At 62.9% G+C, this 26,199-nt stretch carries 28 protein-coding genes and 1 tRNA gene; 15 read left to right on the forward strand and 14 right to left on the reverse strand.

Annotated features, from left to right (window positions below; translation table 11 throughout):
- Nucleotides 1-22: 22 nt before the first annotated feature.
- The 3 genes from JQ597_RS10330 (at nt 23) to JQ597_RS10340 (ending at nt 2,061) form a co-directional block, all read left to right on the forward strand.
- A complete protein-coding gene (locus JQ597_RS10330) occupies nt 23-1,114 on the forward strand; it encodes a sn-glycerol-3-phosphate import ATP-binding protein UgpC (RefSeq protein WP_212264085.1) in 1,092 nt (363 codons plus the stop codon).
- Between the two features lie 204 nt (nt 1,115-1,318).
- Nucleotides 1,319-1,744 carry an Hsp20 family protein gene (locus JQ597_RS10335; protein WP_106321711.1) on the forward strand — a complete coding sequence of 142 codons (426 nt, stop codon included), beginning with the start codon at nt 1,319-1,321 and terminating at the stop codon, nt 1,742-1,744.
- Between the two features lie 50 nt (nt 1,745-1,794).
- The gene (locus tag JQ597_RS10340) at nt 1,795-2,061 is read left to right on the forward strand and encodes a BQ00720 family protein (RefSeq protein ID WP_211995367.1); all 267 of its coding nucleotides are present in this window, start codon (nt 1,795-1,797) and stop codon (nt 2,059-2,061) included.
- A 224-nt stretch (nt 2,062-2,285) separates the two neighbouring features.
- On the opposite strand, the gene ptsN is transcribed toward JQ597_RS10340, so the two are convergent.
- The 7 genes from ptsN to JQ597_RS10375 all read right to left on the reverse strand — a co-directional run bounded on the left by ptsN (nt 2,286) and on the right by JQ597_RS10375 (nt 8,830).
- The gene (gene ptsN / locus JQ597_RS10345) at nt 2,286-2,747 is read right to left on the reverse strand and encodes a PTS IIA-like nitrogen regulatory protein PtsN (protein ID WP_192736214.1); all 462 of its coding nucleotides are present in this window, start codon (nt 2,745-2,747) and stop codon (nt 2,286-2,288) included.
- 244 nt (nt 2,748-2,991) lie between these two features.
- On the reverse strand, nt 2,992-3,591 hold the full coding sequence (gene hpf / locus JQ597_RS10350; RefSeq protein ID WP_212264086.1) for a ribosome hibernation-promoting factor, HPF/YfiA family: 600 nt from the start codon (nt 3,589-3,591) through the stop codon (nt 2,992-2,994).
- A gap of 71 nt (nt 3,592-3,662) precedes the next feature.
- Complete coding sequence (gene rpoN / locus JQ597_RS10355; RefSeq protein WP_212264087.1) at nt 3,663-5,333, reverse strand: RNA polymerase factor sigma-54; 1,671 nt, start codon at nt 5,331-5,333, stop codon at nt 3,663-3,665.
- Between the two features lie 93 nt (nt 5,334-5,426).
- Nucleotides 5,427-6,458, reverse strand: a complete 1,032-nt coding sequence (lptB, locus tag JQ597_RS10360; protein ID WP_212264088.1) for an LPS export ABC transporter ATP-binding protein — start codon at nt 6,456-6,458, stop codon at nt 5,427-5,429.
- 189 nt (nt 6,459-6,647) lie between these two features.
- On the reverse strand, nt 6,648-7,325 hold the full coding sequence (locus JQ597_RS10365; protein ID WP_212264089.1) for an LptA/OstA family protein: 678 nt from the start codon (nt 7,323-7,325) through the stop codon (nt 6,648-6,650).
- Nucleotides 7,326-7,330: 5 nt separating this feature from the next.
- Complete coding sequence (gene lptC, locus JQ597_RS10370; RefSeq protein WP_212264090.1) at nt 7,331-8,074, reverse strand: LPS export ABC transporter periplasmic protein LptC; 744 nt, start codon at nt 8,072-8,074, stop codon at nt 7,331-7,333.
- 141 nt (nt 8,075-8,215) lie between these two features.
- Nucleotides 8,216-8,830, reverse strand: coding sequence for a ribonuclease D (locus tag JQ597_RS10375; RefSeq protein WP_212264091.1), 615 nt, complete (start codon nt 8,828-8,830; stop codon nt 8,216-8,218).
- 164 nt (nt 8,831-8,994) lie between these two features.
- Between JQ597_RS10375 and JQ597_RS10380 the strand changes: the two genes are divergently transcribed.
- Together JQ597_RS10380 and JQ597_RS10385 are read left to right on the forward strand one after the other, a co-directional pair.
- Complete coding sequence (locus JQ597_RS10380) at nt 8,995-9,750, forward strand: NYN domain-containing protein (protein ID WP_212264092.1); 756 nt, start codon at nt 8,995-8,997, stop codon at nt 9,748-9,750.
- A 522-nt stretch (nt 9,751-10,272) separates the two neighbouring features.
- Nucleotides 10,273-11,544 carry an MFS transporter gene (locus tag JQ597_RS10385; RefSeq protein WP_212264093.1) on the forward strand — a complete coding sequence of 424 codons (1,272 nt, stop codon included), beginning with the start codon at nt 10,273-10,275 and terminating at the stop codon, nt 11,542-11,544.
- Between the two features lie 96 nt (nt 11,545-11,640).
- Here the strand turns inward: JQ597_RS10385 and JQ597_RS10390 are convergent.
- Nucleotides 11,641-11,727 (reverse strand) — tRNA-Leu (locus tag JQ597_RS10390).
- 225 nt (nt 11,728-11,952) lie between these two features.
- On the opposite strand from JQ597_RS10390, the gene JQ597_RS10395 reads away from it, so the two are divergent.
- The gene (locus tag JQ597_RS10395; RefSeq protein ID WP_212264219.1) at nt 11,953-12,921 is read left to right on the forward strand and encodes a complex I NDUFA9 subunit family protein; all 969 of its coding nucleotides are present in this window, start codon (nt 11,953-11,955) and stop codon (nt 12,919-12,921) included.
- Between the two features lie 59 nt (nt 12,922-12,980).
- On the opposite strand, the gene JQ597_RS10400 is transcribed toward JQ597_RS10395, so the two are convergent.
- Entirely contained in the window at nt 12,981-13,787 is an 807-nt protein-coding gene (locus JQ597_RS10400; protein ID WP_212264094.1) for an undecaprenyl-diphosphate phosphatase, read from the reverse strand.
- Between the two features lie 379 nt (nt 13,788-14,166).
- On the opposite strand from JQ597_RS10400, the gene JQ597_RS10405 reads away from it, so the two are divergent.
- The 3 genes from JQ597_RS10405 to JQ597_RS10415 are packed head-to-tail and all read left to right on the forward strand — an operon-like array spanning nt 14,167 to nt 16,833.
- Nucleotides 14,167-14,859: a glutathione S-transferase family protein gene (locus JQ597_RS10405; RefSeq protein ID WP_212031986.1), complete on the forward strand. Its 693-nt coding sequence runs from the start codon at nt 14,167-14,169 to the stop codon at nt 14,857-14,859.
- On the forward strand, nt 14,808-16,001 hold the full coding sequence (queG, locus tag JQ597_RS10410; protein WP_212264095.1) for a tRNA epoxyqueuosine(34) reductase QueG: 1,194 nt from the start codon (nt 14,808-14,810) through the stop codon (nt 15,999-16,001). Before JQ597_RS10405 ends, queG begins: the two co-directional genes overlap by 52 nt.
- 34 nt (nt 16,002-16,035) lie before the next feature.
- Nucleotides 16,036-16,833: an acyl-CoA thioesterase domain-containing protein gene (locus tag JQ597_RS10415; protein WP_212264096.1), complete on the forward strand. Its 798-nt coding sequence runs from the start codon at nt 16,036-16,038 to the stop codon at nt 16,831-16,833.
- A gap of 138 nt (nt 16,834-16,971) precedes the next feature.
- Here JQ597_RS10415 and JQ597_RS10420 read toward each other — a convergent pair whose 3' ends face one another.
- Both JQ597_RS10420 and JQ597_RS10425 read right to left on the reverse strand, forming a co-directional pair.
- Nucleotides 16,972-17,442: a nuclear transport factor 2 family protein gene (locus tag JQ597_RS10420; protein ID WP_212264097.1), complete on the reverse strand. Its 471-nt coding sequence runs from the start codon at nt 17,440-17,442 to the stop codon at nt 16,972-16,974.
- A gap of 225 nt (nt 17,443-17,667) precedes the next feature.
- Complete coding sequence (locus tag JQ597_RS10425) at nt 17,668-18,471, reverse strand: alpha/beta hydrolase (RefSeq protein ID WP_212264098.1); 804 nt, start codon at nt 18,469-18,471, stop codon at nt 17,668-17,670.
- 249 nt (nt 18,472-18,720) lie between these two features.
- Between JQ597_RS10425 and infC the strand changes: the two genes are divergently transcribed.
- Entirely contained in the window at nt 18,721-19,260 is a 540-nt protein-coding gene (infC, locus tag JQ597_RS10430) for a translation initiation factor IF-3 (protein WP_212264220.1), read from the forward strand.
- Between the two features lie 70 nt (nt 19,261-19,330).
- Here the strand turns inward: infC and JQ597_RS10435 are convergent, their stop codons facing one another.
- Nucleotides 19,331-20,320 carry a Gfo/Idh/MocA family protein gene (locus JQ597_RS10435; protein ID WP_212264099.1) on the reverse strand — a complete coding sequence of 330 codons (990 nt, stop codon included), beginning with the start codon at nt 20,318-20,320 and terminating at the stop codon, nt 19,331-19,333.
- A gap of 75 nt (nt 20,321-20,395) precedes the next feature.
- Nucleotides 20,396-20,815, reverse strand: coding sequence for a hypothetical protein (locus JQ597_RS10440; protein ID WP_212264100.1), 420 nt, complete (start codon nt 20,813-20,815; stop codon nt 20,396-20,398).
- Between the two features lie 265 nt (nt 20,816-21,080).
- Between JQ597_RS10440 and rpmI the strand changes: the two genes are divergently transcribed.
- Entirely contained in the window at nt 21,081-21,281 is a 201-nt protein-coding gene (gene rpmI, locus JQ597_RS10445) for a 50S ribosomal protein L35 (RefSeq protein WP_008539890.1), read from the forward strand.
- 80 nt (nt 21,282-21,361) lie between these two features.
- Nucleotides 21,362-21,721, forward strand: a complete 360-nt coding sequence (gene rplT / locus JQ597_RS10450; RefSeq protein ID WP_192736192.1) for a 50S ribosomal protein L20 — start codon at nt 21,362-21,364, stop codon at nt 21,719-21,721.
- A gap of 18 nt (nt 21,722-21,739) precedes the next feature.
- Here rplT and JQ597_RS10455 read toward each other — a convergent pair whose 3' ends face one another.
- A complete protein-coding gene (locus JQ597_RS10455; protein WP_212264101.1) occupies nt 21,740-22,144 on the reverse strand; it encodes a hypothetical protein in 405 nt (134 codons plus the stop codon).
- Between the two features lie 145 nt (nt 22,145-22,289).
- Here JQ597_RS10455 and pheS point away from each other — a divergent pair, with 145 nt between their 5' ends.
- The 3 genes from pheS to pheT are packed head-to-tail and all read left to right on the forward strand — an operon-like array spanning nt 22,290 to nt 26,184.
- Complete coding sequence (gene pheS / locus JQ597_RS10460) at nt 22,290-23,372, forward strand: phenylalanine--tRNA ligase subunit alpha (RefSeq protein WP_212264102.1); 1,083 nt, start codon at nt 22,290-22,292, stop codon at nt 23,370-23,372.
- Nucleotides 23,369-23,779, forward strand: coding sequence for an endonuclease domain-containing protein (locus JQ597_RS10465; RefSeq protein WP_349628807.1), 411 nt, complete (start codon nt 23,369-23,371; stop codon nt 23,777-23,779). Before pheS ends, JQ597_RS10465 begins: the two co-directional genes overlap by 4 nt.
- A complete protein-coding gene (pheT, locus tag JQ597_RS10470) occupies nt 23,776-26,184 on the forward strand; it encodes a phenylalanine--tRNA ligase subunit beta (protein WP_212264103.1) in 2,409 nt (802 codons plus the stop codon). Before JQ597_RS10465 ends, pheT begins: the two co-directional genes overlap by 4 nt.
- Nucleotides 26,185-26,199 lie beyond the last annotated feature (15 nt).

A 26,199-nucleotide genomic window follows, 5' to 3' on the forward strand; every position in this document is an offset into this window, starting at 1 on the left:
CTGGTGACCCAAGGCAACGTAAATGGCTAACGTAACGCTGCGTAACGTCCGCAAGACCTATGCCGGTGGCTTCGAAGCCATCAAGGGCATCGAATTTGACGTCGGCGACGGCCAGTTCTGCGTGCTGGTCGGCCCTTCCGGCTGCGGCAAGTCCACGCTGCTGCGGATGGTCGCGGGGCTCGAGACGATAACCGGCGGCGAGATCGATATCGGCGGCCGTATCGTCAACCAGATCGAGCCGGCCGACCGCGACATCGCGATGGTGTTCCAGAACTACGCGCTCTACCCGCATATGAGCGTCTTCAACAACATGGCCTACGGCCTGCGCAACCGCGGCATGCCCGAGCCCGAGATCAAGACCCGCGTCGAGGAAGCCGCGCGCATCCTCGAGCTCGGCGCCATGCTCGACCGCAAGCCGCGGCAATTGTCCGGCGGCCAGCGCCAGCGCGTGGCGATGGGACGCGCGATCGTGCGCCAACCGAAAGTGTTTCTTTTCGACGAGCCGCTGTCGAACCTCGACGCCAAGCTGCGCATCGCGATGCGGGTCGAGATCCGCAAACTGCAGCGCCGCCTCTCGACCACAGCGATTTACGTCACCCACGACCAGCTCGAGGCGATGACGCTGGCCGACATTCTGGTGGTGATGAATGCCGGCCAGGTCGAGCAGATCGGCAATCCGCTCGACATCTACCAGAAGCCCGCGACCACCTTCGTCGCCTCGTTCATCGGCGCGCCGCCGATGAACCTGATGCCGTTGCGGTCCGATGAACTCAAATCGCAACTGGCCGGCGACGTCAGACTAAACGAGGCCGCCATCCTCGGAATCCGTCCCGAGGACTTCGTCATTTCAAATGAGGCCGTCGGCGGCGGTGTGGCACTTGGCCTCACCGTCGAGGCGATCGAGCACGTGGGGGCTGAAACCTTTATCTACGGCGCCCGACAGAACGAGACGCAAGCCGTGGCCGCCAACCCCGGGGAACTGCCGCCCGGCGAGGTGATCGTGCGGATTCCCGGCGCCATCGGCCCCGCCATTGGCGAGCGAATCAGGGCGGTGACGCCAGCAGACAAACTGCATCTATTTACCGCCGATGGCCGCAAGCGGGTGGGCGATTGATCTCGAGATTCCGGGTTCGACGCTTCGCGCCGCCCCGGAATGACGCGAAAACAGGCCGCCGCGGCCGATTTACGCAGCGCCTGGAGCGGCTTGAACCCTCCCCAGATCACCCCCATATTGCTGTTTGACCGGTCAGCAAACCCGCCGGCCGGTCGCATGGGGTGCCGCAAGGGCCCCTCAAAGTCGCTTCGAGAGGACTTTGTAATGTCTCGTGTTCCATCGTTATCCAGTCCGTTCCTGCTTGGGTTCGACGAAATTGAGCGTGCGCTCGATCGCGTCGTCAAAGGCGCTGACGGCTATCCTCCCTACAACATCGAGCGCTGCGACCGCAGCAATGGGCAACCCGAACGCTTGCGCATCACGCTGGCGGTCGCCGGGTTTACCCGTGACCAACTCGATGTGACCATTGAGGAAAACCAGCTGGTGATCCGCGGCCGTCAGCAGGACGACAAGGCCCGGCAATACATCCATCGCGGCATCGCCGCGCGCCACTTCCAGCGCACCTTCGTGCTGGCGGAGGGGATGCAGGTGCTGGGCGCGGATCTGAAAAACGGGCTGTTGTCGATCGACCTTGCCAGGCCGGAACCTGAAAGGGTCGTTAAGACAATCGCTATCAATGAACACGAATAATGGAACGAGGAGCGGACTCGACCGCTTAGTCTCATAGAGGAGTCGAGACCATGAGTGATGTGAGTGTGACGTTCGAAGCTGAAAAGGTTTCCGTTGAGGCGCTGGCCCATCTTGGTGAGGGCCATATCGCCTACGTAAAGCAGGTCCGTTCCGAGGACGTGCCCGGACTGTTTCCGCAGGCGCCAAAGATCGCGCCAGGTCTGAAACTGTTCGCGCTGCATGCCGCCGACGGTACCCCGATCATGCTGACCGACAGCCGCGAGGCGGCGGTCGCCAATGCATGGAGCAACGAATTGCAGGCCGTCAGCGTGCACTGACCCGGCCTACCGGTGTCACTGACCCGGCTTGCCGGTGTCAGCTGATCCGACGCTTGTCGGTATCAACTGACGCAGCGTTTGCGGTTGTCGCTGGCGCAGGTTTGGTAGCGGTCGTGTAGACCGCGATGAGAGTTCGCAATACGCGGGCATGTCCTCGGATCGGGGCGGCCCGCGTATTTTTTTGGCCGGCGCAATTGGCCGGCGTCAGTTCGCGAATGAGGATGTTACGCCGCGCTCGCCGGCGGCAGCGCCAGGACCGAGTAGATCGCCTGGGCGTCGCGCGAGGCGCGCAGTTTCTTGGCGACGTCCTGATCGCGCAGCAGACGGGCAATCCGCGCCAGCGCCTTCAAATGATCGGCGCCGGCACCTTCCGGTGCCAGCAGCAGGAATACCAGGTCGACCGGCTGGCCATCCATTGCTTCGAAATCGATCGGGCGCTCTAGCCGGGCGAAAAACCCGAACAGCTTTTCAAGCTTGGGCAGCTTGCCGTGCGGTATAGCAACGCCGTAGCCGACGGCGGTGGTCCCCAGTTTTTCGCGCTGCAGCAGCACTTCGAAGACCGCGCGCTCGTTCTGCCCGGTCAGGGTCGCCGCCCGCGCCGCAAGTTCCTGCAACGCCTGCTTCTTGCTGATGACTTTCAACGCGGGGAGTATCGCCTCGGGTGCGACCAGATCGGTAATCGTCATGGGGCGTTCCGAGGTGAATTAAGCCGTCAGGGTGCGAAATGGGTTCGAGAACTTCAGCTTCAAGAATTGGGCGTCAAGAAGATGAGGTGGGAGGCGGGCTTAGGCCCGGGTCCCGATTGGTCGGCTTCTACTCCAACGCATGACCGGTGCCAACTCCCACGGGTGAGTTCCCGCACGCTATCCTTAAAGGGCGGCGGACCATAGGGAGGGGCGCTTTGGGCGTCAATGCTGTCAGCCATGCTCGTCAGGGGGTAACGGCCGGGGGATCGACCCACCCGACATTGCCGTCCGTGCGCCGGTAAATGATGTTCACCCGGCCGCTCGAGCCGTGCTGAAACACGATGCAGGCGGCCCCGGTCAGGTCGAGCTCCATGACAGCTTCGCTGACCGACAGCCGCTTCAGCGACTTGGTCGCCTCCGCGATGATCACGGGGCTGTATTCAGAGACCTCGTCGTCGCCCTCCGGGGCCTCGATGACATAGCTCGGCGCGTCGAGACCCCCACCGTTCAACTCCGCGATCGCCATGGATGCCGCGTAGGTCTTGCGGGCCGAGCGGTCCTTCAGCCGGCTCTTGTAGCGGCGCAGGCGCTTCTCGATCATCACCAGCGCCTGGTCGGCGCTGGCATAGGCGTCGGTGGCGTTCGAATCGGCTTCCAGCGTAATGCCGGAATCGAGGTGCAGCGAACAATCGGTGCGGAAGCCGAAGCCATCCTTGCTCAGCGTGATGTGGCCGGAGTAATTGCCGTCGAAATATTTTCGCAGGACCTCATCGGTGCGCTCGCTGACGCGGGAACGAAGCGCTTCGCCGACGCTGATGCTTTTCCCGGAGATTCGAAGGGTCATTTGATGCCTCGCTTGATGCCTCGTTCACTCTGTCGGGAAACCGACACTATCGCGATTTGACGCGAACGCAATCAGGCCGGCGCCGTATCACGGGACCGGTCGGAGGAAGTGGCCGGGGCTGAAAGTGCGTTACCGAGCATGCTCTGTTTGTCACGGCGGCGCTGCACCGAGGAAGGAATTCGCATCGCTTCGCGGTACTTCGCGACGGTGCGGCGGGCAATATCAATGCCCGACTCGCGCAATCGTTCCACGATCGTATCGTCGGAGAGGATCGCGGCCGGGGCTTCCGCGTCGATCAATTGCTTGATGTGATGGCGGACCGCTTCGGCCGAATGGGCCTCGCCGCCGTCGGCCGAGGCGATCGAGGCGGTGAAGAAATACTTTAGTTCAAAGCTGCCGCGATTGGTCGCCATGTATTTGTTGGCGGTAACCCGTGACACCGTCGATTCATGCATCTGGATCGCGTCCGCCACCGCCTTGAGGTTCAGCGGCCGAAGATGCGCCACGCCATGGGTGAAGAAGCCGTCCTGCTGGCGCACGATTTCGGTCGCGACCTTCAGAATGGTGCGGGCGCGCTGATCGAGCGCACGGACCAGCCACGTCGCGTTCTGCAGGCAGTCGGTGAAGTAGGATTTGTCGCCGTCCTTGCGGATCGTCTTCGACAGCTCGGTGTAATAGACCTGATTGACCAGCACACGCGGCAACGTGTCGCTGTTGAGTTCAACATGCCAGCCGCCGTCCGGGCCCGGCCGTACGTAGACATCCGGCACCATGGTCTGGGTGCGCGCCGAGCCGAACTTTAGGCCGGGCTTGGGATCGAGCCGGCGGATCTCGCCGATCATGTCGGTGATGTCCTCGTCGTCGACACCGCACAATTTGCGCAAAGACGCGATATCGCGCTTGGCCAGCAAATCCAGATGTTCGACCAGCGCCTGCATCGCGGGATCGTAGCGATTGAGTTCGCGCAGCTGGATCGCGAGGCATTCGCTCAAATTGCGCGCGCAAACGCCGGGCGGGTCGAATTTCTGCAGCACCGCAAGAACCGCATCGACATCGGCTTGCGCGGCGCCGAGCCGTTCGGCGGCCTGCCCGAGGTCCTGCGGCAGATAACCGGCATCGTCGACCAGATCGATCAGATATTGTCCGATCATGCGCTGCACCGGCCCGGGGAAGGCCACCGCCAGTTGTTCGGCGAGATGGCTGCCGAGGGTGATTTCGGCGGCGACAAAGGCTTCCAGATTGTAGTCGTCGTCATTCGACGCGCCGCCGCCCCATTCGGTATAGGCGGTGGGCGCGGCATCCTGCGCCGCCCGGGCGGCCGCTTCTGCGGGCTCCTCGGAGAAGACGTTGTCGAGCGGGGTATCCAGCGTCTGCTCAATTTCTGTGCGACTGCCGAGATCGCGGTTCAGCCAATCTTCCTGGCCGGCCTCGAACTGGCCGGGCTCAAAATTGTCGCCGGTAGAACCGGCCATCTCGCCCGGCTCGGCACCGCCCTCGTCGCCATAGCTCTGGGAATCACCGGAATTGGAGAATTCAGCCTGTTCCGGGACCGGCTCGCCCCTGACCGGTGCTTCGGGACCGTCGCTGGCCCGTTCGAGCAGCGGATTACGTTCCAGCTCCTCCTCGACGAAGGCCGAGAGGTCGAGGTTCGACAGTTGCAGCAGCTTGATCGCCTGCATCAGCTGCGGCGTCATGACCAGCGACTGCGACTGGCGGAACTCTAGTCTCTGCGTCAAAGCCATGGAGGCGAGAACCGATCCACTGAAAGTTGGTCCGATTCTTGCTTATCCTAGTCCAAAGCCGATGTACACGGCTTGACGTACGCTAAAAATGGGCTAGAGGCGGAATTCCTCGCCAAGGTAAAGACGGCGTACATCCGGATCGTTGACGATGTCGTCCGGACTGCCTTCAGTCAAGATTTCCCCGGCATAGACGATGTAGGCGCGGTCGGTCAGGCCGAGCGTTTCACGCACATTGTGGTCGGTGATCAAGACGCCGATGCCGCGATTGGTGAGGTGGCGCACCAGATCCTGAATGTCGCCGACCGCGATCGGATCGATGCCGGCGAACGGCTCGTCGAGCAGCATGTAGTTCGGACGCGTCGCCAGCGCGCGCGCGATCTCGACGCGGCGACGCTCGCCGCCGGACAGCGCGATCGACGGCGATTTACGCAAGCGCGCGATGTTGAATTCATCGAGCAGCGCATCGAGTTCGGCCTCGCGCTTCTTCCGCGAGGGTTCCACCACCTCGAGCACCGCGCGAATATTCTGTTCCACCGTGAGGCCGCGGAAGATCGACGCTTCCTGCGGCAGATATCCGATGCCGAGCCGCGCGCGCTGATACATCGGCAGCTTCGTGACGTCATGGCCGTCGAGCTCGATGGCGCCGCGGTCGGCCTTGATCAGCCCGGTGATCATGTAGAACACCGTTGTCTTGCCGGCGCCGTTCGGCCCCAGCAAACCCACCGCTTCACCGCGGCGAACATAGATGCTGACGCCGCGCACGACCTTGCGGGTGCCAAAGCTCTTTTCCACGCTGTGCACGGCCAGGTAGCCCGGCCGCTGGATCAGGCGGGGCGCAGCTGCGCCATTGGTCCTGGATTGGTTCTTGGGGGCTTGGGTCCTGGGGGCCTGCGCGCGCGGGCGCGGTTCCTCGTACGGCGGCTCCACCGCATGCTCCGGCGGCTGGGGCAATTCCAACCCGGTCAGCGGGACGGCACGCGCCATCGGCGGCGCATCGCGCACCGGGTTCGTCAGCATGTCGCCAAAGGAATCGCCGAGCGCGGTGATGTCCTCGCGCGAACGCGCAAATCCTGCCGGCCCGCGTTTTGCGGAGCGTCGACGGAACATGCCGAGTAAATCCACCATCCCGCTTCGCTTAGCCTTTCACGGTGATCCCGCGCCACCCGCCGGCGAATCGATCCGCCTGCAAAGCATGAATGAATGGATGTTCCGTGCCCAGTGGAACACCTTGCCGCGCCCGCCCAGTAGATACAGCCTCGGAACCCCGGCTTCAACCGTGCGAGCCCAACATAATAACTAAGACTTTGATTTGTCTTATTTTTTCCCAGGAAGCAGCATAGGCAGGCCCGGCTTCGCGCCGCCCGGTGCCGGCGCCGGCGCCGATCCGCAGCCTTGGGACCCCTGGTCGAACAGGCCCCGCACCTGGCCGCTGTCGGATTCGACCCGCGACACGCCGGTGGTCATGTCCACCTTCAGGCGGTCGCCCTGGAGCACGTTTTTGCATTGGGTGAGCACCACGCCGCCCGTCATGGTGATGAGGTTGGCCCTGGTGTCGAAGATAGCGGTCTCGCCGGTCACCACCTGATCTTTCTGCGTGACGACGACTTTGCCCTTGGCTTCCAGCCGGCGGATCGAGGAGCTGCCGCCGGGCCCCGGGGCTGCCGCCTGCATCGGGGCGGATTTCGATCCCTTGGCGGCAGCAGGCGCCGGCGCGGCCGGACCCGAATCGTAAAACACCACCAGAGTCTTCGAGGTCATGGTGGTGTCGCCCTGCACGACCTTCACGTTGCCGGAGAAGGTCGCTTCCTTTTGCTTGTCGCGCATCTCCAGCGACGCCGCCTCGATTTGAATCGGCTGATCGCGATTCTGCGAGAAGCCCTGCATCGCATTGGGCACACCCGACACCGCTCCTTGCGCCAAAGCCGCACCGGGGCCGATCAGCGCGAGCGCGAACGCCGCCGTGGCCAGACTGCGCGGGAAAAACAGCTTCATGAAAATCACTTCGTGCTGGAAGATTTGCCGGAGACGGATCGCGTCTTCGGCGCTGGAGCAACGGGTTCGGGCGCCGGCACAGGCTGAGCGGGCGCAACGTCATCACCCAGTTTGTCCAAATTCATCACGACATTGCCTTCGAACCGCACCACCTCGCCGCTGTTGAGGATTCTGAGCCTGTCCGCGACCAGCGTTCCGTTCAGCAGTTTGACATCGACATGTTCATCCGAGGTTACCGTGCCCTTGTTGATGTCGATATAGGCCTGCGACATGCGGGCTTCATAGCCGGTGGAGGATTGCAGGAAGATATCCTTACGCAGATCGAGCAATTGCTGCTTGCTGTCGTAATAGCCGGTGCGGGCGTCCATCGTCACCGTGCTCTTGTCTTCCAGCATCACCTTGGCGCGCGGCGCCTTGAGTTCCATATGGTCGGGATCGGTCAGATCCTGGATCGCGGCCTTGGCCCAGACTTCGTACGGCCGCTGGTCGGTCGAAAAGCCGGCGAGATGCGGCGATTCCATCGTGATCTTGGTACCGGAAACCACCAGATTGCCGATGTCGACCGGGAGCTTCGGCAACAGCATCCGGAACGGATTGAAAACCGACACGGCGACGATGCTCGCCATCGCCAGCACCACCGCCGACGGCACCGCGATCCGCAGCATCCGTACCATCCGGCTGTGGCGCGCCGCGCTGGCAAAGCGCGCCTCCATTCCGGCGACGTAGGCTGGGTTCTGTGACGAGTTCACCGCTGCTCCAGAGCGAGGTTAGCCAGCCATTGTAGCCGGGATTGCCTCACGATGCAGCCCGGACCTCGCTTTACCAGTGTGACCGAAACGGGGCGTAAACACCCCCCAAGCACCCCGGAGACTGCTTCAAATCGCCCCGGTTCAGGAATGCGCGAAAATATCCTCGAGCTCCCAGCCGCCGAGGTCGAGCCTGGCCCGTGTCGGCAGGAAATCGAAACAGGCCTGCGCCAGTTCGGTGCGCCCCTCGCGCGCCAGCATGGCGTTGAGCCGTTCACGCAAGCCATGCAGATGCAGCACGTCGGAGGCCGCATAGGCGAGCTGCGCCTCGCTGAGGCTGGCCGAGCCCCAGTCGCTCGACTGCTGCTGCTTCGACAGGTCGATATTGAGCACCTCGCGCACCAGATCCTTCAGGCCATGCCGGTCGGTGTAGGTGCGGCTCAGTCGCGAGGCGATCTTGGTGCAGTAGACCGGCTGCGGCATCACGCCGAAGGCGTTGTAGAGGGCAGCGAGATCGAAGCGGGCAAAGTGGAAGATCTTGGTGATCTTGGGATTGGCGAGCAGCGCCTTCAGGTTCGGCGCATCGCTGTGGTCTTTCGGGATCTGGATCACGTCGGCGGTGCCGTCGCCATTCGACATCTGCACCACGCAGAGCCGGTCGCGATGCGGATTGAGCCCCATGGTCTCAGTGTCGATCGCAACCGAATCCGTGTAGCGGGAAAGATCCGGCAGATCGCCGCGATGCAGGCGGATGGTCATGGCGTTGGGAACCTCTTCGAATCGGCAGAGCCTAAAGTCCTAAGATAACGTCGAAATCGCCGCCAAACGAGGGTCCGGCTCGCCAAATCGCGTACTTTATGGGGCCTTTTCCAGAATCGGCGGAGTTGCGTCAATATGGACAGCGACCACAAAGGGGGTGCACGATGAAAGCCGAACAGCAGCGATTGCCTCGTTTTGCCGTGCTGATCGATGCCGACAATACCTCGCCGCTGATTGCCGGCGGCTTGTTCGAGGAAGTCGCGAAATTCGGCGAGGCCAGCGTGCGCCGCATCTACGGCGATTTTTCCGGGCCGCACCTCAAATCATGGTCCGAAATCCTGCAAAAGCACGCCATCGATCCGTACCAGCAGTTTGCCTACACCAAGGGCAAGAACGCGTCTGACATCGCGCTCGTGATCGACGCCATGGACCTGCTGCACAGCGGACGGTTCGACGGCTTTTGCCTGGTGTCGTCAGACAGCGACTTTACGCGCCTTGCCTCCCGCATGCGCGAACAAGGCGCCGATGTGTACGGGTTCGGCGCCCAGAAGACGCCCGAGAGTTTTCGGCAGGCGTGCCGCAGGTTTATTTACACCGAGAATCTTTTGCCGGCGCCGCCGACCTCCAACGCGGAGACACCCTCCAGGGCGACCTCCTTGCAGCCGCGGAGCGCTGCAATTCCAATGCTGAACAAAGCGATCTCGCAGATCGAGGACGAGGACGGCTGGGTCATGCTGGGGCAGGTCGGCACGCAGCTCTCGAACCTGTTCTCGGATTTCGACGTTCGCTCCTACGGCCATCGCAAACTCAGCGACCTCGTGCGGAAAACGGGTGCTTTTGACGTTGAGAAGATTGATGACGCGAATATGCGTATCAGGGCCAAGGCCGAAGCTGACCGTCCCAAAAGCAAGGCGAGGTAGCGTCCTCGCGATCGTGATCCGGTCCAGTACAGAGTCCGGACGCAAAATCGCGAAAACAACCCCATGCAAAGATAGAATGGGGCCCAGGAACCCGCCTGAAAGACACGCCGTCCCTTTGGCCGGTTTCTGATTTTCTACCGCGTCAGTCAGGATGCGATTGAAGTCACCCATATCCTTCACGGCGCGCGAGATTATGAGCGCCTGCTATTCCCTGAGGAATAATGCGCACGATACGAAAGTTCTTGCGCAGACCTATTGCAGTCTTGCTGTCGATGCACCGCGCCGGGGGCGACGACTTCTCGTCACATCGCCGTGATAACCAACGCGATTTGTATTCTTTCGGAATTTTCAATGCGCTGCTTTGCGTTTAGACAACCTCTCGCCCGATTCTAACGCTTGATCGCCGGCGCCCGTCTCGGCTTGCGCCGTCCGCGTGAATCGATCCGTCCCAGCTCATATGTTCCCGGCAATGCGGCGTCCGTCCGGCGCGCCGCACGGCATCGCTCCCGACGAAAGAATGTCATGACCGAACAAATCGCGGCGGCGCCAATCGAGGAACAACCGGAGCAGGAGCGCGGCTTTTCGCGCTACCAGTCATTCCTCATTGCGCTGTTGGCATTCGCGCAGTTCACGATCATTCTCGACTTCATCATCATGTCGCCGCTCGGCGCTATCCTGATGCCCGCGCTCAATATTACCGCCGGGCAATTCGGCGTGGCGGTTTCGGCCTACGCGTTCAGCGCCGGCATTTCGGGTATCCTTGCGGCGGGCTTTGCCGATCGATTCGATCGCAAGCGCCTGCTGCTGTTTTTCTATGCCGGCTTCACGTTGGGCACGCTGCTTTGCGCGGTGGCGCCAAACTATCACGTGCTTCTGCTCGGCCGGATCGTGACCGGACTGTTCGGCGGCGTGATTGGCGCCGTGGTGCTCGCCATCGTCACCGATCTGTTTCCGCTGCACCTGCGCGGCCGCGTGATGGGTTTCGTGCAAACCGCCTTCGCCGCCAGCCAGGTGCTCGGCATTCCGGCCGGACTTTTTCTCGCCAACCACTGGAGCTGGCACGTCTCTTTCGGCGCGATCGTCGGCTTGTCACTCGTCGCGATGGCCGCGATCCTGCTCGTGATGCAGCCGGTGAACGCGCATCTGCGACTGAAGCAGGAACGCAACGCGTTCGGGCACCTGATCGCGACCATCGGACAGCCGCGCTATACGCTGGCTTTCGCGGTGACGACGCTGCTGTCGACCGGCGGCTTCATGCTGATGCCGTTCGGCAGCGCCTTCACCGTGCATAATCTCGGCATCGATATCCTGCATCTTCCGACCATCTATCTGGTTTCCGGCGTTTTCAGCATTTTCATCGGGCCGCTGGTCGGACGGGCGAGCGACGCTTTCGGAAAATTCCCTACCTTTGCGTTTGGCAGCGCGGTTTCGGTGATCATGGTGCTGATCTACACGCATCTCGGCCACGTCAGTTTGACGACCGCGATCATCGTCAACGTCTTGATGTTTGTCGGCATCTTCTCACGCATGATCCCGTCGCAGGCGCTGATTTCAGCGATACCCGACGCCAGCCAGCGCGGCTCGTTCAGCGCGGTCAGCGCTTCCCTGCAGCAACTCTCCGGCGGGCTCGGGTCGGTGTTCGCCGCAGCGATCATCGCGCAAAACCCGGACGGCACGCTCCGGCATTTCGACTGGCTGGGATACGTCGTGGTCGCGACGTCGATCCTCTCGCTGATCATGATGTATTTCGTGCAGAAGTCGGTCGCGAATCAGGCCGCCAAGCGCATGGTTTGAGGCTTGCGCGTTCCGCCAGCCGCGGCGCCCCGGCAGCGAGCGTCCGGTTTTGGGACCGGTCTGCCCGCTTTTCCGCGATATCATGGGCATGGGCAATGGTGCCCAGGAAAGGACTCGAACCTTCACGGCCGTTAAGCCACTGGCACCTGAAGCCAGCGCGTCTACCAATTCCACCACCTGGGCCCGGGCGGGTTAGTAAGGATCAGTCGCGAGCTTGTCAAATTGATGAATTGCGGGCTGGGCTATAAATTTTTGGCCCATCGCCCTTGCGGAAAACCGGAGCCCACTTTTCCGGGGCGATGTGCAAATATGCTGTACAGCGACAGCGGGTTGGCGTATCGCGAATCCGCTAAATTCGCCCACGATCTCTCGAATTTGACCGCAGGAATGGACCCGGCAATGGACCCGATGGCATCGAACCAGGAAACGCTCGTCACGATCTTCGGCGGATCGGGCTTTCTGGGGCGAAACGTGGTCCGGGCGCTGGCCCAGCGCGATTATCGCATCCGGGTGGCGGTGCGGCGGCCGGAGCTGGCCGGGCATCTGCAGCCGCTTGGCAGGGTCGGCCAGATCCACGCCGTACAGGCCAATTTGCGCTATCCGGCCTCGGTCGAGGCCGCCATGCGGGATTCTCAGATCGCGATCAATCTGGTCGGCATCCTGACCGAGGGCGGCGCGCAGTCCTTTGATGCCGTGCAGACCAAGGGCCCCGAGACGATCGCCAAGGCGGCCGCGGCCGTCGGCGGGCGGATGGTGCATGTCTCCGCGATCGGCGCCGACGAGAACTCGCCGTCGGGCTATGGCCGCTCCAAGGCCGCCGGCGAACAGGCCGTGCTGGCTGCCGTGCCTTCCGCCACCATCCTGCGGCCGTCGCTGATGTTCGGGCCGGAGGATCAATTCACCAACCGTTTTGCCGCGCTCGCGCGGATGTCGCCGGCGCTGCCGCTGATCGGCGGTGGCGAGACCCGGATGCAGCCGGTCTATGTCGGCGACGTCGCGACCGCGGTCGCCGAGGCCGTCGATGGCAAGGCAAAGCCAGGCGCGACCTATGAGCTCGGCGGGCCGGAAGTGCTGACCATGCGCGAGATCATGGAAATCATTCTTAGCATCACCGAACGTAAGCGTGCGCTGGTTTCGCTGCCGTTCGGCCTGGCGAAGCTGAACGCACTGTTCCTGCAATTCGCACCGGGCGCGCTGAAACTGACGCCGGATCAGGTCGCGATGCTGCGCTCGGACAATGTGGTGTCGGATGCGGCGAAGGCCGCAGGGCTGACGCTGGAAGGGCTCGGCATCGCTCCCGATTCGATGGAAGCGATCGCCCCGCAATATCTCTGGCGCTTCCGCGCCGCGGGCCAGTTCCAAAGGAAGGCCGTGTAACTAGTCGTCCCGGCCTAGTGCGCAATTGCGCACGGGGGCCGGGACGACCCGCGGATAAATTATCTTCCCAGCGCCAACGCGATCAGGCCGAGCGTGCCGGCGATGATGCGCCACCACGCGAAAAACGTGAAGCCGTGGCGCGTGACGTAGGTCAGGAAGGTCTTCACCACGATCATCGCTGTAATGAAGGAGACCACGAAGCCGATCGCGACGACGCCGATGTGATCGGTCGTCATCTCGCCGCGGTTCTTGTAGAAATCATAGGCGAAGGCACCGATCATGGTCGGGATCGCCAGGAAGAACGAGAATTCCGCCGCCGACCGCTTGTCACCGCCGAGCAACATCGCCGCCACAATGCTGGCGCCGGAGCGCGACACGCCGGGAATCATCGCCACACACTGCGCGATGCCGATCCACAGATACATCATCAGCGGATACCGCGTGGCATCGTCCTCGCGCGGTTTGAGTTCGAGCTGATCGACCCAGATCAGGATTGCGCCACCGACGATCAGCGAGAAACACACCACCCACGGATTGAACAAAAGTTCCTTGATATACTTGCCGCCAATCAGGCCGACGATGACAGCCGGCAGGAACGCCACCAGCACGCCGATGACGAAGCGCCGGTCGTCGGGATTGGAGAACATCCCGAGCGCGACCCGCCACAATTTGCTGAAATAGAGCACCACGATCGCGAGAATCGCGCCGAGCTGAATCAGCACGACAAAACTCTGCCAGAAATTGCCCTCACCAAGGCCGAAGAAGCGTTGCGCCAGCAGCAAATGGCCGGTCGAGGAAACCGGCACGAATTCCGTGACACCCTCGATGATGCCGAGAATCACCGCCCGCACTGCATCTGACATCATGATTGGGTCCGTTCCGATCGAAAACCAGCCGAAAAAGCCGCGCCCTTCTCGCCTATTCGAACCCATCTCGCAATCGCAAAAAAACGGCAAACACCGGTTGCCTCGTATGCAGGCTCGGCTATAGCGTTTCGAGCGAACCGAACCCGGATCGGATAGCAATCTGCCTTACGCAGATCGGTAAACTTATCTGCGGCAGGAAAACACGTCGAAACAAGTGATTGCGGCCTCCCTTCTGATTTCAATCGGGACCCGAATAGGGTCTAGTGGCTCCGTTCGATCGACGCGGCCTTGAAGAGATTGAGGGTTTTTTAAGCGCCGCGAACTAACCCCAAGGATCTAATTCGAGGATTTCTGATCCAAGGACCAATTCAAGGACTTCATGTACACGCTGCACCATCATCCGTTCTGCCCGCATTCGCGTTTCATTCGCCTGGTCCTCGGCGAACACGGTCTCGATTTGCGCCTGGTGGAAGAACGGGTCTGGGAACGTCGCGAGGCGTTTCTCGCGCTCAACCCCGCGGGCACCACGCCGGTCCTGATCGCCGAAGGCTATCCCGCGATACCCGGCGTCGGCATCATCGCCGAATATCTCGATGAGGTGCATGGCCCCAGTGCCGACGAGCGGCGGATGCTGCCGGTCTCGATGGGCGAGCGCATCGAGGTGCGCCGGTTGATGGCATGGTTCAACGAGAAATTTTTCGAGGAGGCCTCCAATCCGCTGGTGACCGAGCGCATCTACAAGCGCTTCATGGCTGAGGAGAATGGCGGCGGCGCCCCGGCGGCCGACGTGATCCGCGCGGCCAAGGTCAATGTGCGCTATCATCTGGCCTATATCGGCTGGCTGGCGCAGACGCGGAACTTCCTTGCCGGCGACCGGCTGACCTACGCGGACCTCGCCGCCGCGGCGCATCTTTCGGCGATCGATTATCTGGGCGACGTGCCATGGAGCGAGGACGACGCGGCAAAGGCGTGGTACGCGCGGGTGAAATCCCGCCCGTCGTTCCGCCCGCTGCTGAGCGAATGGCTGGCCGGCGTGCCGGCGTCGCAGAGCTACGTGGACCTCGACTTCTGAACAAGGCCAAACTCTCCGGCGAAGACCTCAAGGCCGCGCTGGCGCGTGAAGCGCGCGCGCTCGGCTTCGATGGCATCGGCGTCACCGGTCCCGAAGCGATCGCGCAGGCCGGGATGCATTTTCGTGAGTTCCTTCAGACCGGCGCCCATGGCGACATGGACTGGCTTGCCGCCAGCCCCGAGCGCCGCACCGATCCGCGCGTGTTGTGGCCCGGCGTGCGCTCGGTGATCATGCTCGGCGTCAATTACGGGCCGGATGAAAATCCGCTGCACATTCTCGAAAAGCGCACGCGCGGTGCGATCTCGGTCTATGCGCAAGGTGACGACTATCACGATTTGATCAAGAAGCGCCTCAAGGCACTCGCGCGATGGCTGGTCGCGATGTCGGGCGACGAAGTCAAAGTGTTCGTCGATACCGCGGCCGTGATGGAAAAGCCGCTGGCGCAGGCGGCTGGATTGGGCTGGCAGGGCAAGCACACCAATCTGGTGTCGCGCGAGTTTGGATCATGGCTGTTTCTCGGCGCGATCTACACCGCCTCCGACCTGCCGCGCGATGAGGCGGACGCCGATCGTTGCGGCTCCTGCCGCGCGTGCCAGGACATCTGCCCGACCGCGGCATTCCCGGCGCCCTACAAGCTCGATGCGCGCCGCTGCATTTCCTATCTCACGATCGAAAACAAGGGCCCGATCCCGCGCGAATTCCGCAAGGCGATCGGCAACCGCATCTATGGCTGCGACGATTGCCTCGCCATATGCCCGTGGAACAAGTTCGCGCAACAAGGGCGCGAAACAAGGCTAGCTGCCCGCGCGGAGTTGCGCGAGCCGGCACTTTCGGAATTGGCCCGGCTCGACGATGGCGCGTTTCGCGCGCTGTTTGCGAAATCGCCGGTCAAGCGCATCGGCCGCGACCGCTTCATTCGCAATGTGCTGATTGCGGTCGGCAACTCCGGCGATGCATCACTGGCGCATGTGGCCGAACGATTGCTTGACGACGAAAGCGCGCTGGTGCGGGGTGCGGCGGCCTGGGCGCTGTCGCAGCTGATGCCACCGGCGGCCTTTGCCGAACTGGCGAGCCGCGCGAGAGCCGGCGAGACCGACGCGACTGTTCGCGCGGAATGGATGGATTGCGCCCTGCCCGCTTGATTTTATCGCGCGGTTTCCGTCATGTTCGTCGGCCATGACAAACCAGCCCTTCTTCGCCAAAAGCGGCGACGCCTTCATCCCCAATCCGGTTTCGAACGGTCCGTGGGACCCGAGCTCGATGCATGGTCGCGTCGTGGTCGGCCTACTGGCCCACGTGATCGAGGAGCGTCACGGCTCCGACGAATTCGTGCCGGCACGGCTGACGGTCGATATGTTCCGCCTGCCGGACATCCACACACCGGTGGAGGTCACCACGCGGCTGATCCGCGAGGGCCTGCGGATCAAGGTGGTGGAAGCCGAGTTTTTCTCCGGCACCACCCGCATGGCGCGCGCTTCCTGCCAGTTGTTGCGCCGGACGGAAAATGCGCCCGGCAATGTCTGGTCGCCGTCAAATTGGGACGCGCCGCCGCCCGAAGCAATCCCGGCGCCGACCGACCCCAAGCTCGGCATGAACGGCAAATGGACGACCAGGCCGATCACAGGCCGCATGGGCTCGCTCGGCCCGCGGCGTTTGTGGATGAGCGAGGTCCGTGAGCTGGTCGAGGGCGTGCCGATGTCGCCCTTCGTCCACGTCGCCACCGGCGCGGATTTTGCGAGCCCGTTTGCCAATGCGGGCGATAAGGGCCTCGGCTATATCAACAGCGACGTCACATTGTATCTGCACCGGCTGCCGGTGACGCGATGGATCGGCTTCGACGTCGTCAACCATCACGCCAGCGACGGCGTCGCGATCGGCGAGTGCTGGCTCTATGACGAGAAGGGCCCGATCGGCACGTCGACGGTGGCAGCATTGGCGCAGAAGAAGCCGATGACGAACGTGCCGCCGCCGTAAGCGTCCTTCCGTCATTGCGAGCCACCGGGTCGCGCGAATGCGCGCCCGATGACAGGCTCCGCGAAGCAATCCATATCTCCACTCGGGGACAGATGGATTGCTTCGTCGCTATCGCTCCTCGCAATGACGGTTACGTCGTCACTCCGCCAAATGCCGCGTCATTTCCGGCCGCGCCTTCAGCGCGGCGCCCTGCTTGGCGACGATCTTGGCGATCCGCTCCGGCGCAAAATTCAGTTGGACAAAAGCTGGCGCGGTGTTGGCGACCTCGTGGTATTCGAGAATCTTGCCGTCGCGCAGCCGCATGATCGAAACGCCCTCGAACATCGCCCGCGCGCCCTTGGCCTCCGGCAGCGTCGAGCGGTAGCTGAACGTATAGCGCGCATAGAGCGTCTGGCCGTCGCTGACCGGGCAGTGCATGTCCCAGCGAAAGTCGGTGGCCGTGCGATAGAACCAGTCGTCGATCAACTCGGCGATTTTGGCGCGGCCGGCGAAGGCGCCGTAGAACACGTCGTGATAGACGCCGTCTTCGGTGAACAATTCGGCGAAAGCCTTGCCGTTGTGCTGTTCGACGCCGTCGCAGAACGCGCGCAGCAGCTCCGATGTGTTCATGGCGTTTCTCTCCCTTACGTTTTTCTTCCCCTCTCCCCTTGTGGGAGAGGGTGGCGGCTCACGAAGTGAGACGACGGGTGAGGGGTCTGTCTCCACAAATTCATTGCCCGCGGAGAGAACCCCTCATCCGGCGCCATAGCCGATGCGGAGCATCGGCGTTCTAAAACCGGCGCCGTAGGCCGCCTACGCCACCTTCTCCCACAAGGGGAGAAGGGAAGAAGAGTCTTACCCGATCTCCGCCACCGCGGCGATGATCCGCGCAATATCCTGCGGCCGCGACAGGCGGTGATCGCCGTCCTGGATCATGGTCAACACCACGTCCTCGCTCGGCAGCCGGTGCGCCAATGCGAACGCGTGCTGCCACGGCACGTCCGGGTCCTGCGCGCCCTGCAGGATGCGGACGGGGCAACCGACCTCGATGGCGCTGCCGAGCAGAAGGTGGTTGCGGCCGTCCTCGATCAGCGCGCGCGTGATCGGGTAGGGCGCGCCATCGCCATAGGGCGACGGCCGCATCCAGACACCCTTGGTCTGGATCTCCTGCTGAATTTCGGGCGTAAAGTGATTCCACATCAACTGCTCGGTGAAATCAGGCGCCGGTGCGATCAGCACCAGTCCCGCCAGGCTCGCCTGCGATGCCAGGCTCGCTTCGCGCTTTGCAATCTCCCGCGCCAGCAACAGCGCCATCCAGCCGCCCATGGACGAGCCGATCACGACCTGGGGGCCGCGACAAAACCGCGCGAACACGGCAACGCTCTCCTCCAGCCAGCGCCCGATGGTGCCGTCGATGAAGGCGCCGCCGGATTCGCCATGGCCGGAATAGTCGAACCGGACGCAGGCGCGACCCTGTTCGGCGGCCCAGGCATCCAGCGCCAGCGCCTTGGTGCCCTTCATGTCGGAGTTGAAGCCACCCAGCCAGATCAGGCCGGGAGTACCTCCGGCCCGGGCCCTCACCGCGATTTTGCGCTGGCCGTCGCCGCTACCCACCTCGATGAAGGCCGGTTCCCGATCGTTTACCGCTGAATTGGTCATGGATTCACTACTCTTGCCCGCTGCTTTGTCGGCGAGCCCACCTCTTGGGTCAACCACCGGTCAACGCCGGCAAACGCACAGGCAATATCGGGGCTGTCCTTGCGGAACGTGCCGTTGCGCTATATTTGCCGGGCGTGACCAAAATGCCTCGCATTTGACGGTTTTCGAGCGCAGATGGCGAGTTCGCTTGCTCAGCGCCGCGTATTGCTTCAAAATATAGCCTTCCTTCACAGCATTGGAGAATTACCCATTCGCCGTCCTAACAGAGCCCCGCCCGCTGCAGCCAAAGACGGGCCGCGCACCAATGATGAAATCCGCAACGCGCAGATCCAGCTGATCGATCAGAACGGCCTCAACCACGGCACCGTCGAAACCGTGCTGGCCGTCAAGATGGCCCTTGAAGCGGGCATGGATCTTGTCGAGATTTCGCCGAACAATAATCCTCCCGTTTGCAAAATCATGGACTACGGGAAGTTCAAATATTCCGCGCAGAAGAAAGCCGCCGAAGCCCGCAAGAAGCAGAAGGTCGTCGAGATCAAGGAGATCAAGCTGCGGCCGATGATCGACGATCACGATTACGACGTGAAGATGCGCGCGATGCAGCGGTTCTTCGAGGAAGGCGACAAGGTCAAGATCACCCTGCGCTACCGCGGCCGCGAAATGGCCCACCAGGAGATCGGCACCAAGCTGCTGGACAAGGTCAAGGCCGACGTCGCCGAGTTCGCCAAGGTCGAGCAGGACGCGCGCTTCGAAGGCCGCCAGGTCGTGATGGTACTGGCGCCGCGCTGATCGGCAATACGCGTTCAATCGATAGCGAAACACGCCCTCGGAATTGATCCGGGGGCGTTTTCAATTGGCGTCACGCCTCGACTTCCACGTCCCGGCGTTCGCGGGCCGAAATCATGGCGGCATCGATGCACGCAATGATGTGCCGCCCGTAGTCGCCGGTAACCGGCACATCCACGTCATGAACGATCGCCGCCGCCATCGCCTGCCATTCCCTGACGACGGCGTTCTGCATCCACGCGGGATCATGGGAGTTCGGAACGTCGGTCCACTTTCCATTCTGTCCGATGGCGACCCCGCGATCTAAATCGATCCGCAGCGTGCCGCGCTCGCAGACGAGGTCGAGATCGAAGGTTCCGCCGCCGTCCCGGAAGCCGATGCTGGCCACCTGGGCGAACCGGCTGTCGGTAAAGCGCAGCAGCATCATGGCGCTGTCATCGGCTTTTTGATCGTGAAACGACGCGCTGACCGCGGCCGAAACCGACCCGACCCGGCCGTTCATCAGCCAGACCAGCTGGTCCAGCGCATGGATCCCGGCGGTCATCAGCATGCCGCCGCCGGTGGCGGGATCAAGGTGCCAGCCACGGCGGTTCTGCTCCATCCAGATTTTCTGCAGCGAACTCGACCCCGTCACGGGCTTGCCGAGTTCACCGCGATCCAGGATCTGGCGCGCGACGAGGCAGGGCCACACGAAATGCATGATCTGCCCGACCATCAATTTGCGACGGCCGGTTTCGGCGGCCGCAATGATGCGGCTGCATTCGGCGACCGACAGCGCCATCGGCTTTTCCAGCAACACATGCTTGCCGGCCTGCAGCGCGGCCACCGCCAATTCGCAATGCAGGTGATGCGGGGCCGTGATCGCGACGGCGTCGACCGACTTGTCACCCAGCATCGCGCGCCAATCGCCATATGGCTTGCCGCCATGTTCGGCGGCGAAAGCTTCGGCGAGCGCCAGTTCCTCCGCGCACACCGCGACGACGCTGATATCCGGAACGGCCGCAATCGCGCGCGCATGAAAGGCGCCGAAAAATCCGGCGCCCAGAATACCCACTCCCAGCATCAGGTGCCCCTTGATCGAACCGCGTCTTTCGCGCGTTTCGTCAAGCTACAGCCAATGCGGCGGATACGGCAAAAATCAGCTGCGGGTGGCCTGCCAGGTGCCGCTGCAGCGATCGCCGGTGATGATGCCGCTCCATGAGCCGGCGCCGCTGGTGCCGGCGAGCCGGCCGCCGCCGCTGGCCTTGGATGCGCCAACCGACACGTTGACGGCAACCGCACCGCCACGGCTGACCGAGCCGGAGACCCTGCCCCCGCCTGCCGATGACACCCGGGTTCCCATCACCTGGAACGGGACGCTGTAGCCGGAACTGCAATTACCCCGGGTGGTGGCGAACACCACGTTCCAGGTGCCGTTGTAAGCGCCTGAGGCTCTGGCCGCGTCGGCGGTGGAGGGCACCACGGTCACGGCAAGCGCCGCGAACACGGGGAGCCAGCGCAGGGTCGAAAAGTGGGAAAAGATGGGGAAGCGGGAAATGGAACGATGAAACCTGGTCATTTTGGTCCTGTTCGGGCTGAGACTGGGATCACATCAACGACTTCGTCACAGCACAGGGTTTACCGGTTCAACGTTGCAAACATGCGTCTGGTCTGCCATAAGCCCAGCCTTCATCGCCCGGCTGATTAAGGGCTGCCGTGTCGATGACCCCGTGCGGGTGGTTTCGTTTTCGAAAAAACCTGAGCACTATCAACGCTCTAACGAGCATTTTAAGCCGCAAAAGCGCCCCTCGGGGCGCGTTTTCCTGTGGCCATAGGAGAGCCAAATGCCCAAGCTGAAGACCAAGTCAGGCGCTAAAAAGCGCTTCAAGGTGACTGCCACCGGCAAAGTGATGCACGCCCAGCGCGGCAAGCGCCACGGCATGATCAAGCGGACGAAGAAGCAGATTCGTCAGCTCCGCGGCACGCGCGTGCTGTTCAAGACCGACGGCGACAACGTCAAGAAGTACTTCTTGCCGAACGCCTGATCGCGCTCGCGTTTCCGATTTAGCCGGCCGCGTGCGCGCGGCAATCCGTCACCTGATTTCAGATTTTAAGGATAGCAGTCATGTCTCGCGTCAAACGCGGTGTGACCTCTCACGCCAAGCACAAGAAAGTCTACAAGGCCGCCAAGGGCTTTTCCGGCCGCCGCAAGAACACCATCCGCGCCGCCAAGGCCGCGGTCGAAAAGGCCGGGCAATATGCCTTCCGTGACCGCAAGCGCAAGAAGCGCACGTTCCGCGCGCTCTGGATCCAGCGCATCAATGCCGCGGTCCGTCCGTTCGGCATGACCTACAGCGTCTTTATCAACGGCCTCTCGAAGTCGGGCATCACGGTGGACCGCAAGGTGCTGTCGGATCTCGCCATCACCGAGCCGGCGGCGTTCCAGGCGATCGCTGAAAAGGCCAAGGCTGCGCTCGCAGCCTGAGGCGCTCGACTTGAGGCGTCAGCGAGCCCGTGCAGGGCTCGCAGCTTTCAGCGCACGCTGCGAGTAACGCTGGGCGACCTTCGCCCGGCAGAACGCAGCGAACGAAATATACATGGTGCCCTCCTCGCCGCTGTACTTGCGGTCGCAGGCATCCTTTTCGCGCTGATAGGCCCTTTTCTGCTGCGCCTTGAGGCGGGCGAGGAAGTCGCCCTCGCATCTTTCTTCAACGGCGTCGGTAAGGCCAACGTCGCCGGTGGCCCCGCCTGAGCAGGCCGAGGCGATTTGCATGGCACGGTTGCAGCTCGCCGCCTTCATCGCAGCCAAGACGTCGTCCCTCGACTTCGCCGGACAGTCCTCGGCGGCGGCGGGTGCGGCAAACGACAGAACGAGGGCCAGAACGGCCACCCCAGGTCCAAAACGCATCAATTGCTCCTTCTCGAACTCACCGTGAGTAGAGCGTGCGGTATCGAGGGTTCAAAAGCTGCCTGCTTCAGTTACGGGCTTTTTGCTTGACGTTTTAGCCCGGGAGCGGCGACAACCGGCGGCCTTTTGCGAAAGAGATTTGACCGTGTCCGACCTCACCACACTCGAACAGACCATCCTCACCGATATCGCTACCGCCGCCGATGAAGCCGCGCTCGAAGCGGTGCGCGTTGCCGCACTCGGCAAGAAGGGATCGATCTCGGCGCTGCTGGCAACGCTCGGCAAAATGTCGCCGGACGAGCGCAAGACCCAGGGCGCAGCGATCAACGTCGCCAAAGACAGGGTCACGCAGGCGCTGACCGCGCGCCGCGATATCCTGAAATCGGCAGCCCTCGACGCCCGCCTCGCTTCCGAGACCATCGACGTCACGCTGCCGCTGCGCGACGCGGTTGCCGAACAGGGCCGCATCCATCCGCTGAGCCAGGTGTTCGAAGAGGTCAACGTCATTTTCGCCGACATGGGATTTTCGATCGCCGAAGGTCCCGATATCGAGACCGACGACTACAACTTCACCAAATTGAATTTCCCCGAAGGCCATCCGGCACGGGAGATGCACGACACGTTCTTCTTCAATCCGAAGCAGGACAATTCGCGCATGCTGCTCCGCACCCACACCTCGCCGGTGCAGGTGCGCACCATGCTGAATCAGAAGCCGCCGATCCGCGTGGTCTGCCCGGGCCGCACCTATCGCATCGATTCCGACGCGACGCATACGCCGCAGTTCCACCAGGTCGAGGGCCTCGTCATCGACAAGGGCTCGCATCTCGGCCACCTCAAATGGATCCTGCACGAGTTCTGCAAGGCGTTCTTCGAGGTCGACCACATCAACATGCGGTTCCGCCCGTCGTTCTTCCCGTTCACGGAGCCCTCGCTCGAGGTCGACATCCAGTGCCGGCGCGACAAGGGTGAAATCCGCTTCGGCGAAGGCGAGGATTGGCTGGAGATTCTCGGCTGCGGCATGGTGCATCCGAATGTGCTGCGCGCCTGCGGCATCGATCCCGACGTCTATCAGGGCTTTGCCTGGGGCATGGGCATCGATCGCATCGCGATGCTCAAGTATGGCATGTCGGATCTGCGGCAGCTGTTCGACAGCGACGTGCGCTGGCTCAACCATTACGGCTTCAAGCCCCTCGACATCCCGACGCTGGCGGGAGGATTGAGCACGTGAGCGCGCGCGAACTCCGAAAGAATTCTACCGATGCTGAACGCATACTCTGGTCTGAACTCCGCGATCACAAGCTGAACGGCATAGGCTTCCGGCGCCAAGTGCCGATCAAGAACTACATCGCCGACTTCGCCTGTCATACAGCAAAGCTGGTGGTCGAGCTCGATGGCGGGCAGCATTTTTCAGATCAAGCCGAGCAGGCTGATGCCGTTCGATCGTCCGTGATTGAAGCCCGAGGCTTCCAGGTGCTTCGCTTTAGCAATCATGACGTGATGACGGATCGCGCAGGCGTCCTTGAAACAATTGCCGCCGCCGTCGCGGAGAGAGCCCCCACCCTGACCCTCAAAGAGCGAGCTCCGCTCGTCTCGACCCGCAAGCGGGAGAGGGAGCAAGAAAAGCAACCGTCATGAAATTCACGCTCTCCTGGCTGAAGGAACATCTCGACACCGACGAGCCGCTGGAAAAGCTTGCCGACAAGCTCACCATGATCGGGCTTGAGGTCGAGCAGATCGACGACAAGGCCAAAGCGCTGGCGCCGTTCTCGATTGCGCGGGTGATTTCGGCCGAACAGCATCCGAATGCGGATCGCCTGCGTGTCTGCATGGTCGATACCGGCGATGGTGGCGCACCGGTGCAGGTGGTCTGCGGCGCGCCGAACGCGCGCGCCGGGCTGATCAGCGTGTTCTCGCCGCCCGGCACGTTCATTCCCGGCAAGAACATCACGCTCGGCGTCGGCACCATCAGAGGCGTCGAGAGCCGCGGCATGCTGTGCTCGGCGGCCGAGCTGCAGATTTCCGAAGACCATGACGGCATCATGGAGCTGCCGGCCGATGCGCCCGTCGGTGCGCCCTACGCGCAATGGGCCGGGCTCGGCGATCCCGTGATCGAGATCAACCTGACGCCGAACCGGCAGGATTGCACCGGCGTGCACGGCATCGCCCGCGATCTTTCCGCCGCCGACATGGGCAAGTTCAGGGATCCCGGTATCCGCCCGATCAAGGGCGAGTTCCCCTGCCCGGTGACGGTGACGGTGGAAGACGCCACGCTGTGCCCCGGCTTCGCGCTGCGGCTGGTGCGCGGCGTCAAGAACGGCCCGTCGCCGGAATGGCTGCAGAAGCGCCTGACCTCGATCGGGCTGCGTCCGATCAACGCGCTGGTCGATATCACCAATTTCATGACCTACGACCGCGCCCGGCCGCTGCATGTGTTCGACGCCAAGAAGGTAAGGGGCAATCTCACCGTGCGCCGCGCGCGCGACGGCGAGAGCCTGCTGGCGCTCGACGGCCGCACCTACACGCTCGATCCCGGTATCTGCGTGATCGCGGACGAGCATGGCGTCGAGTCACTGGCCGGCATCATGGGCGGCGAAGCCTCCGGCTGCGACGAGAACACGACCGACGTGCTGATCGAATCGGCGCTGTGGAACGAGATCAACATCGCGCAGACCGGCCGCAAGCTCGGCGTCAATTCGGACGCGCGCTATCGCTTCGAGCGCGGCGTCGATCCGGCGTTCATGGTGCCCGGGCTCGAGCTCGCGACCAAAATGGTGATGGAACTGTGCGGCGGCACGCCGTCGGAGAACGTCGTCGTCGGCAACCCCTTCGGCGAAGATCGCGTGATCGACTTCCCGCTGAGCGAGGTCAAGCGCCTCGCCGCCATCGAAGTGCCGCTGGTCGAGATGAAGCGCATCCTCAGCCATCTCGGCTTCATGGTGGCCGGCAGCGGTCCGATCGTGAAGATCGCCGTGCCCTCCTGGCGTACGGATATCGGAGGCAAGGCCGATATCGTCGAGGAGATCGTACGCATCGTCGGCGTCGACAAGGTGCCAATGACGCCGTTCGAGCGCGGTGACGCGCCGCGCAAGCCGGTGCTCACCACGATCCAGCTGCGCACCCGCCGCGCCAAGCGCGCGCTGGCCGCCCGCGGCATGGTTGAGGCCGTGACGTGGTCGTTCATTTCAAAGCCCGCAGCGGAATTGTTCGGCGGCGGACAGGCCGAGCTCGCGCTCGCGAATCCGATCGCATCAGACCTTTCCGACATGCGGCCGAGCCTGCTGCCCGGCCTGATCGCCGCCGCGCAGGCCAATGCCAATCGCGGCTCGTCCGATGTCGCGCTGTTCGAGGTCGGCCAGGTGTTCAAGGGCGACAAGCCGGAAGACCAGCTGGTCGCGGCTTCCGGCGTGCGCCACGGCTTTGCCTCCGCCAAGGGAATGGGGCGGCACTGGTCCGGCTCGGCGGAGACCGACGCGCTCGACGCCAAGGCTGATGCGTTCGCGGTGCTCGCCGCCGCCGGCGCGCCGATGCAGGCGCTGCAGGTCGTGCCGGGCGGCGCGAGCTGGCTGCATCCGGGACGATCCGGCAGCATCCAGATCGGGCCGCAAAACGTGCTCGGCTATTTCGGCGAATTGCATCCGCGCACGCTGGAGGCGCTCGGCGCTGACGGCCCACTGATCGCGTTCGAAGTGATCCTCGATCGCATTCCCGACGCCAAGCAGAAGCCGACCCGCGCCAAACCGGTGCTTGAACTCTCCGCGTTCCAGCCGGTGTCGCGCGATTTTGCCTTCATCGTCGATCGCGCCGTCAAGGCGGGCGATATCGTGCGCGCCGCGCAGGGTGTCGACAAGAAGCTGATCACTGGGGTCACCGTGTTCGACGTCTACGAGGGCAAGGGCATCGATGAGGCCAAGAAGTCCGTCGCGATTGCCGTGACCATCCAGCCGCGCGAGAAAACGCTCACCGACCAGGAGATCGACGCGGTGGCGGCGAAGATCGTGGCCGAAGTGACCAAGAAGACCGGCGGCACGTTGCGGGCATGATGCCGAAAGGCGTGA

Source organism: Bradyrhizobium sp. AUGA SZCCT0177, from assembly GCF_018130125.1.
Taxonomy (GTDB): Bacteria; Pseudomonadota; Alphaproteobacteria; order Rhizobiales; family Xanthobacteraceae; genus Bradyrhizobium.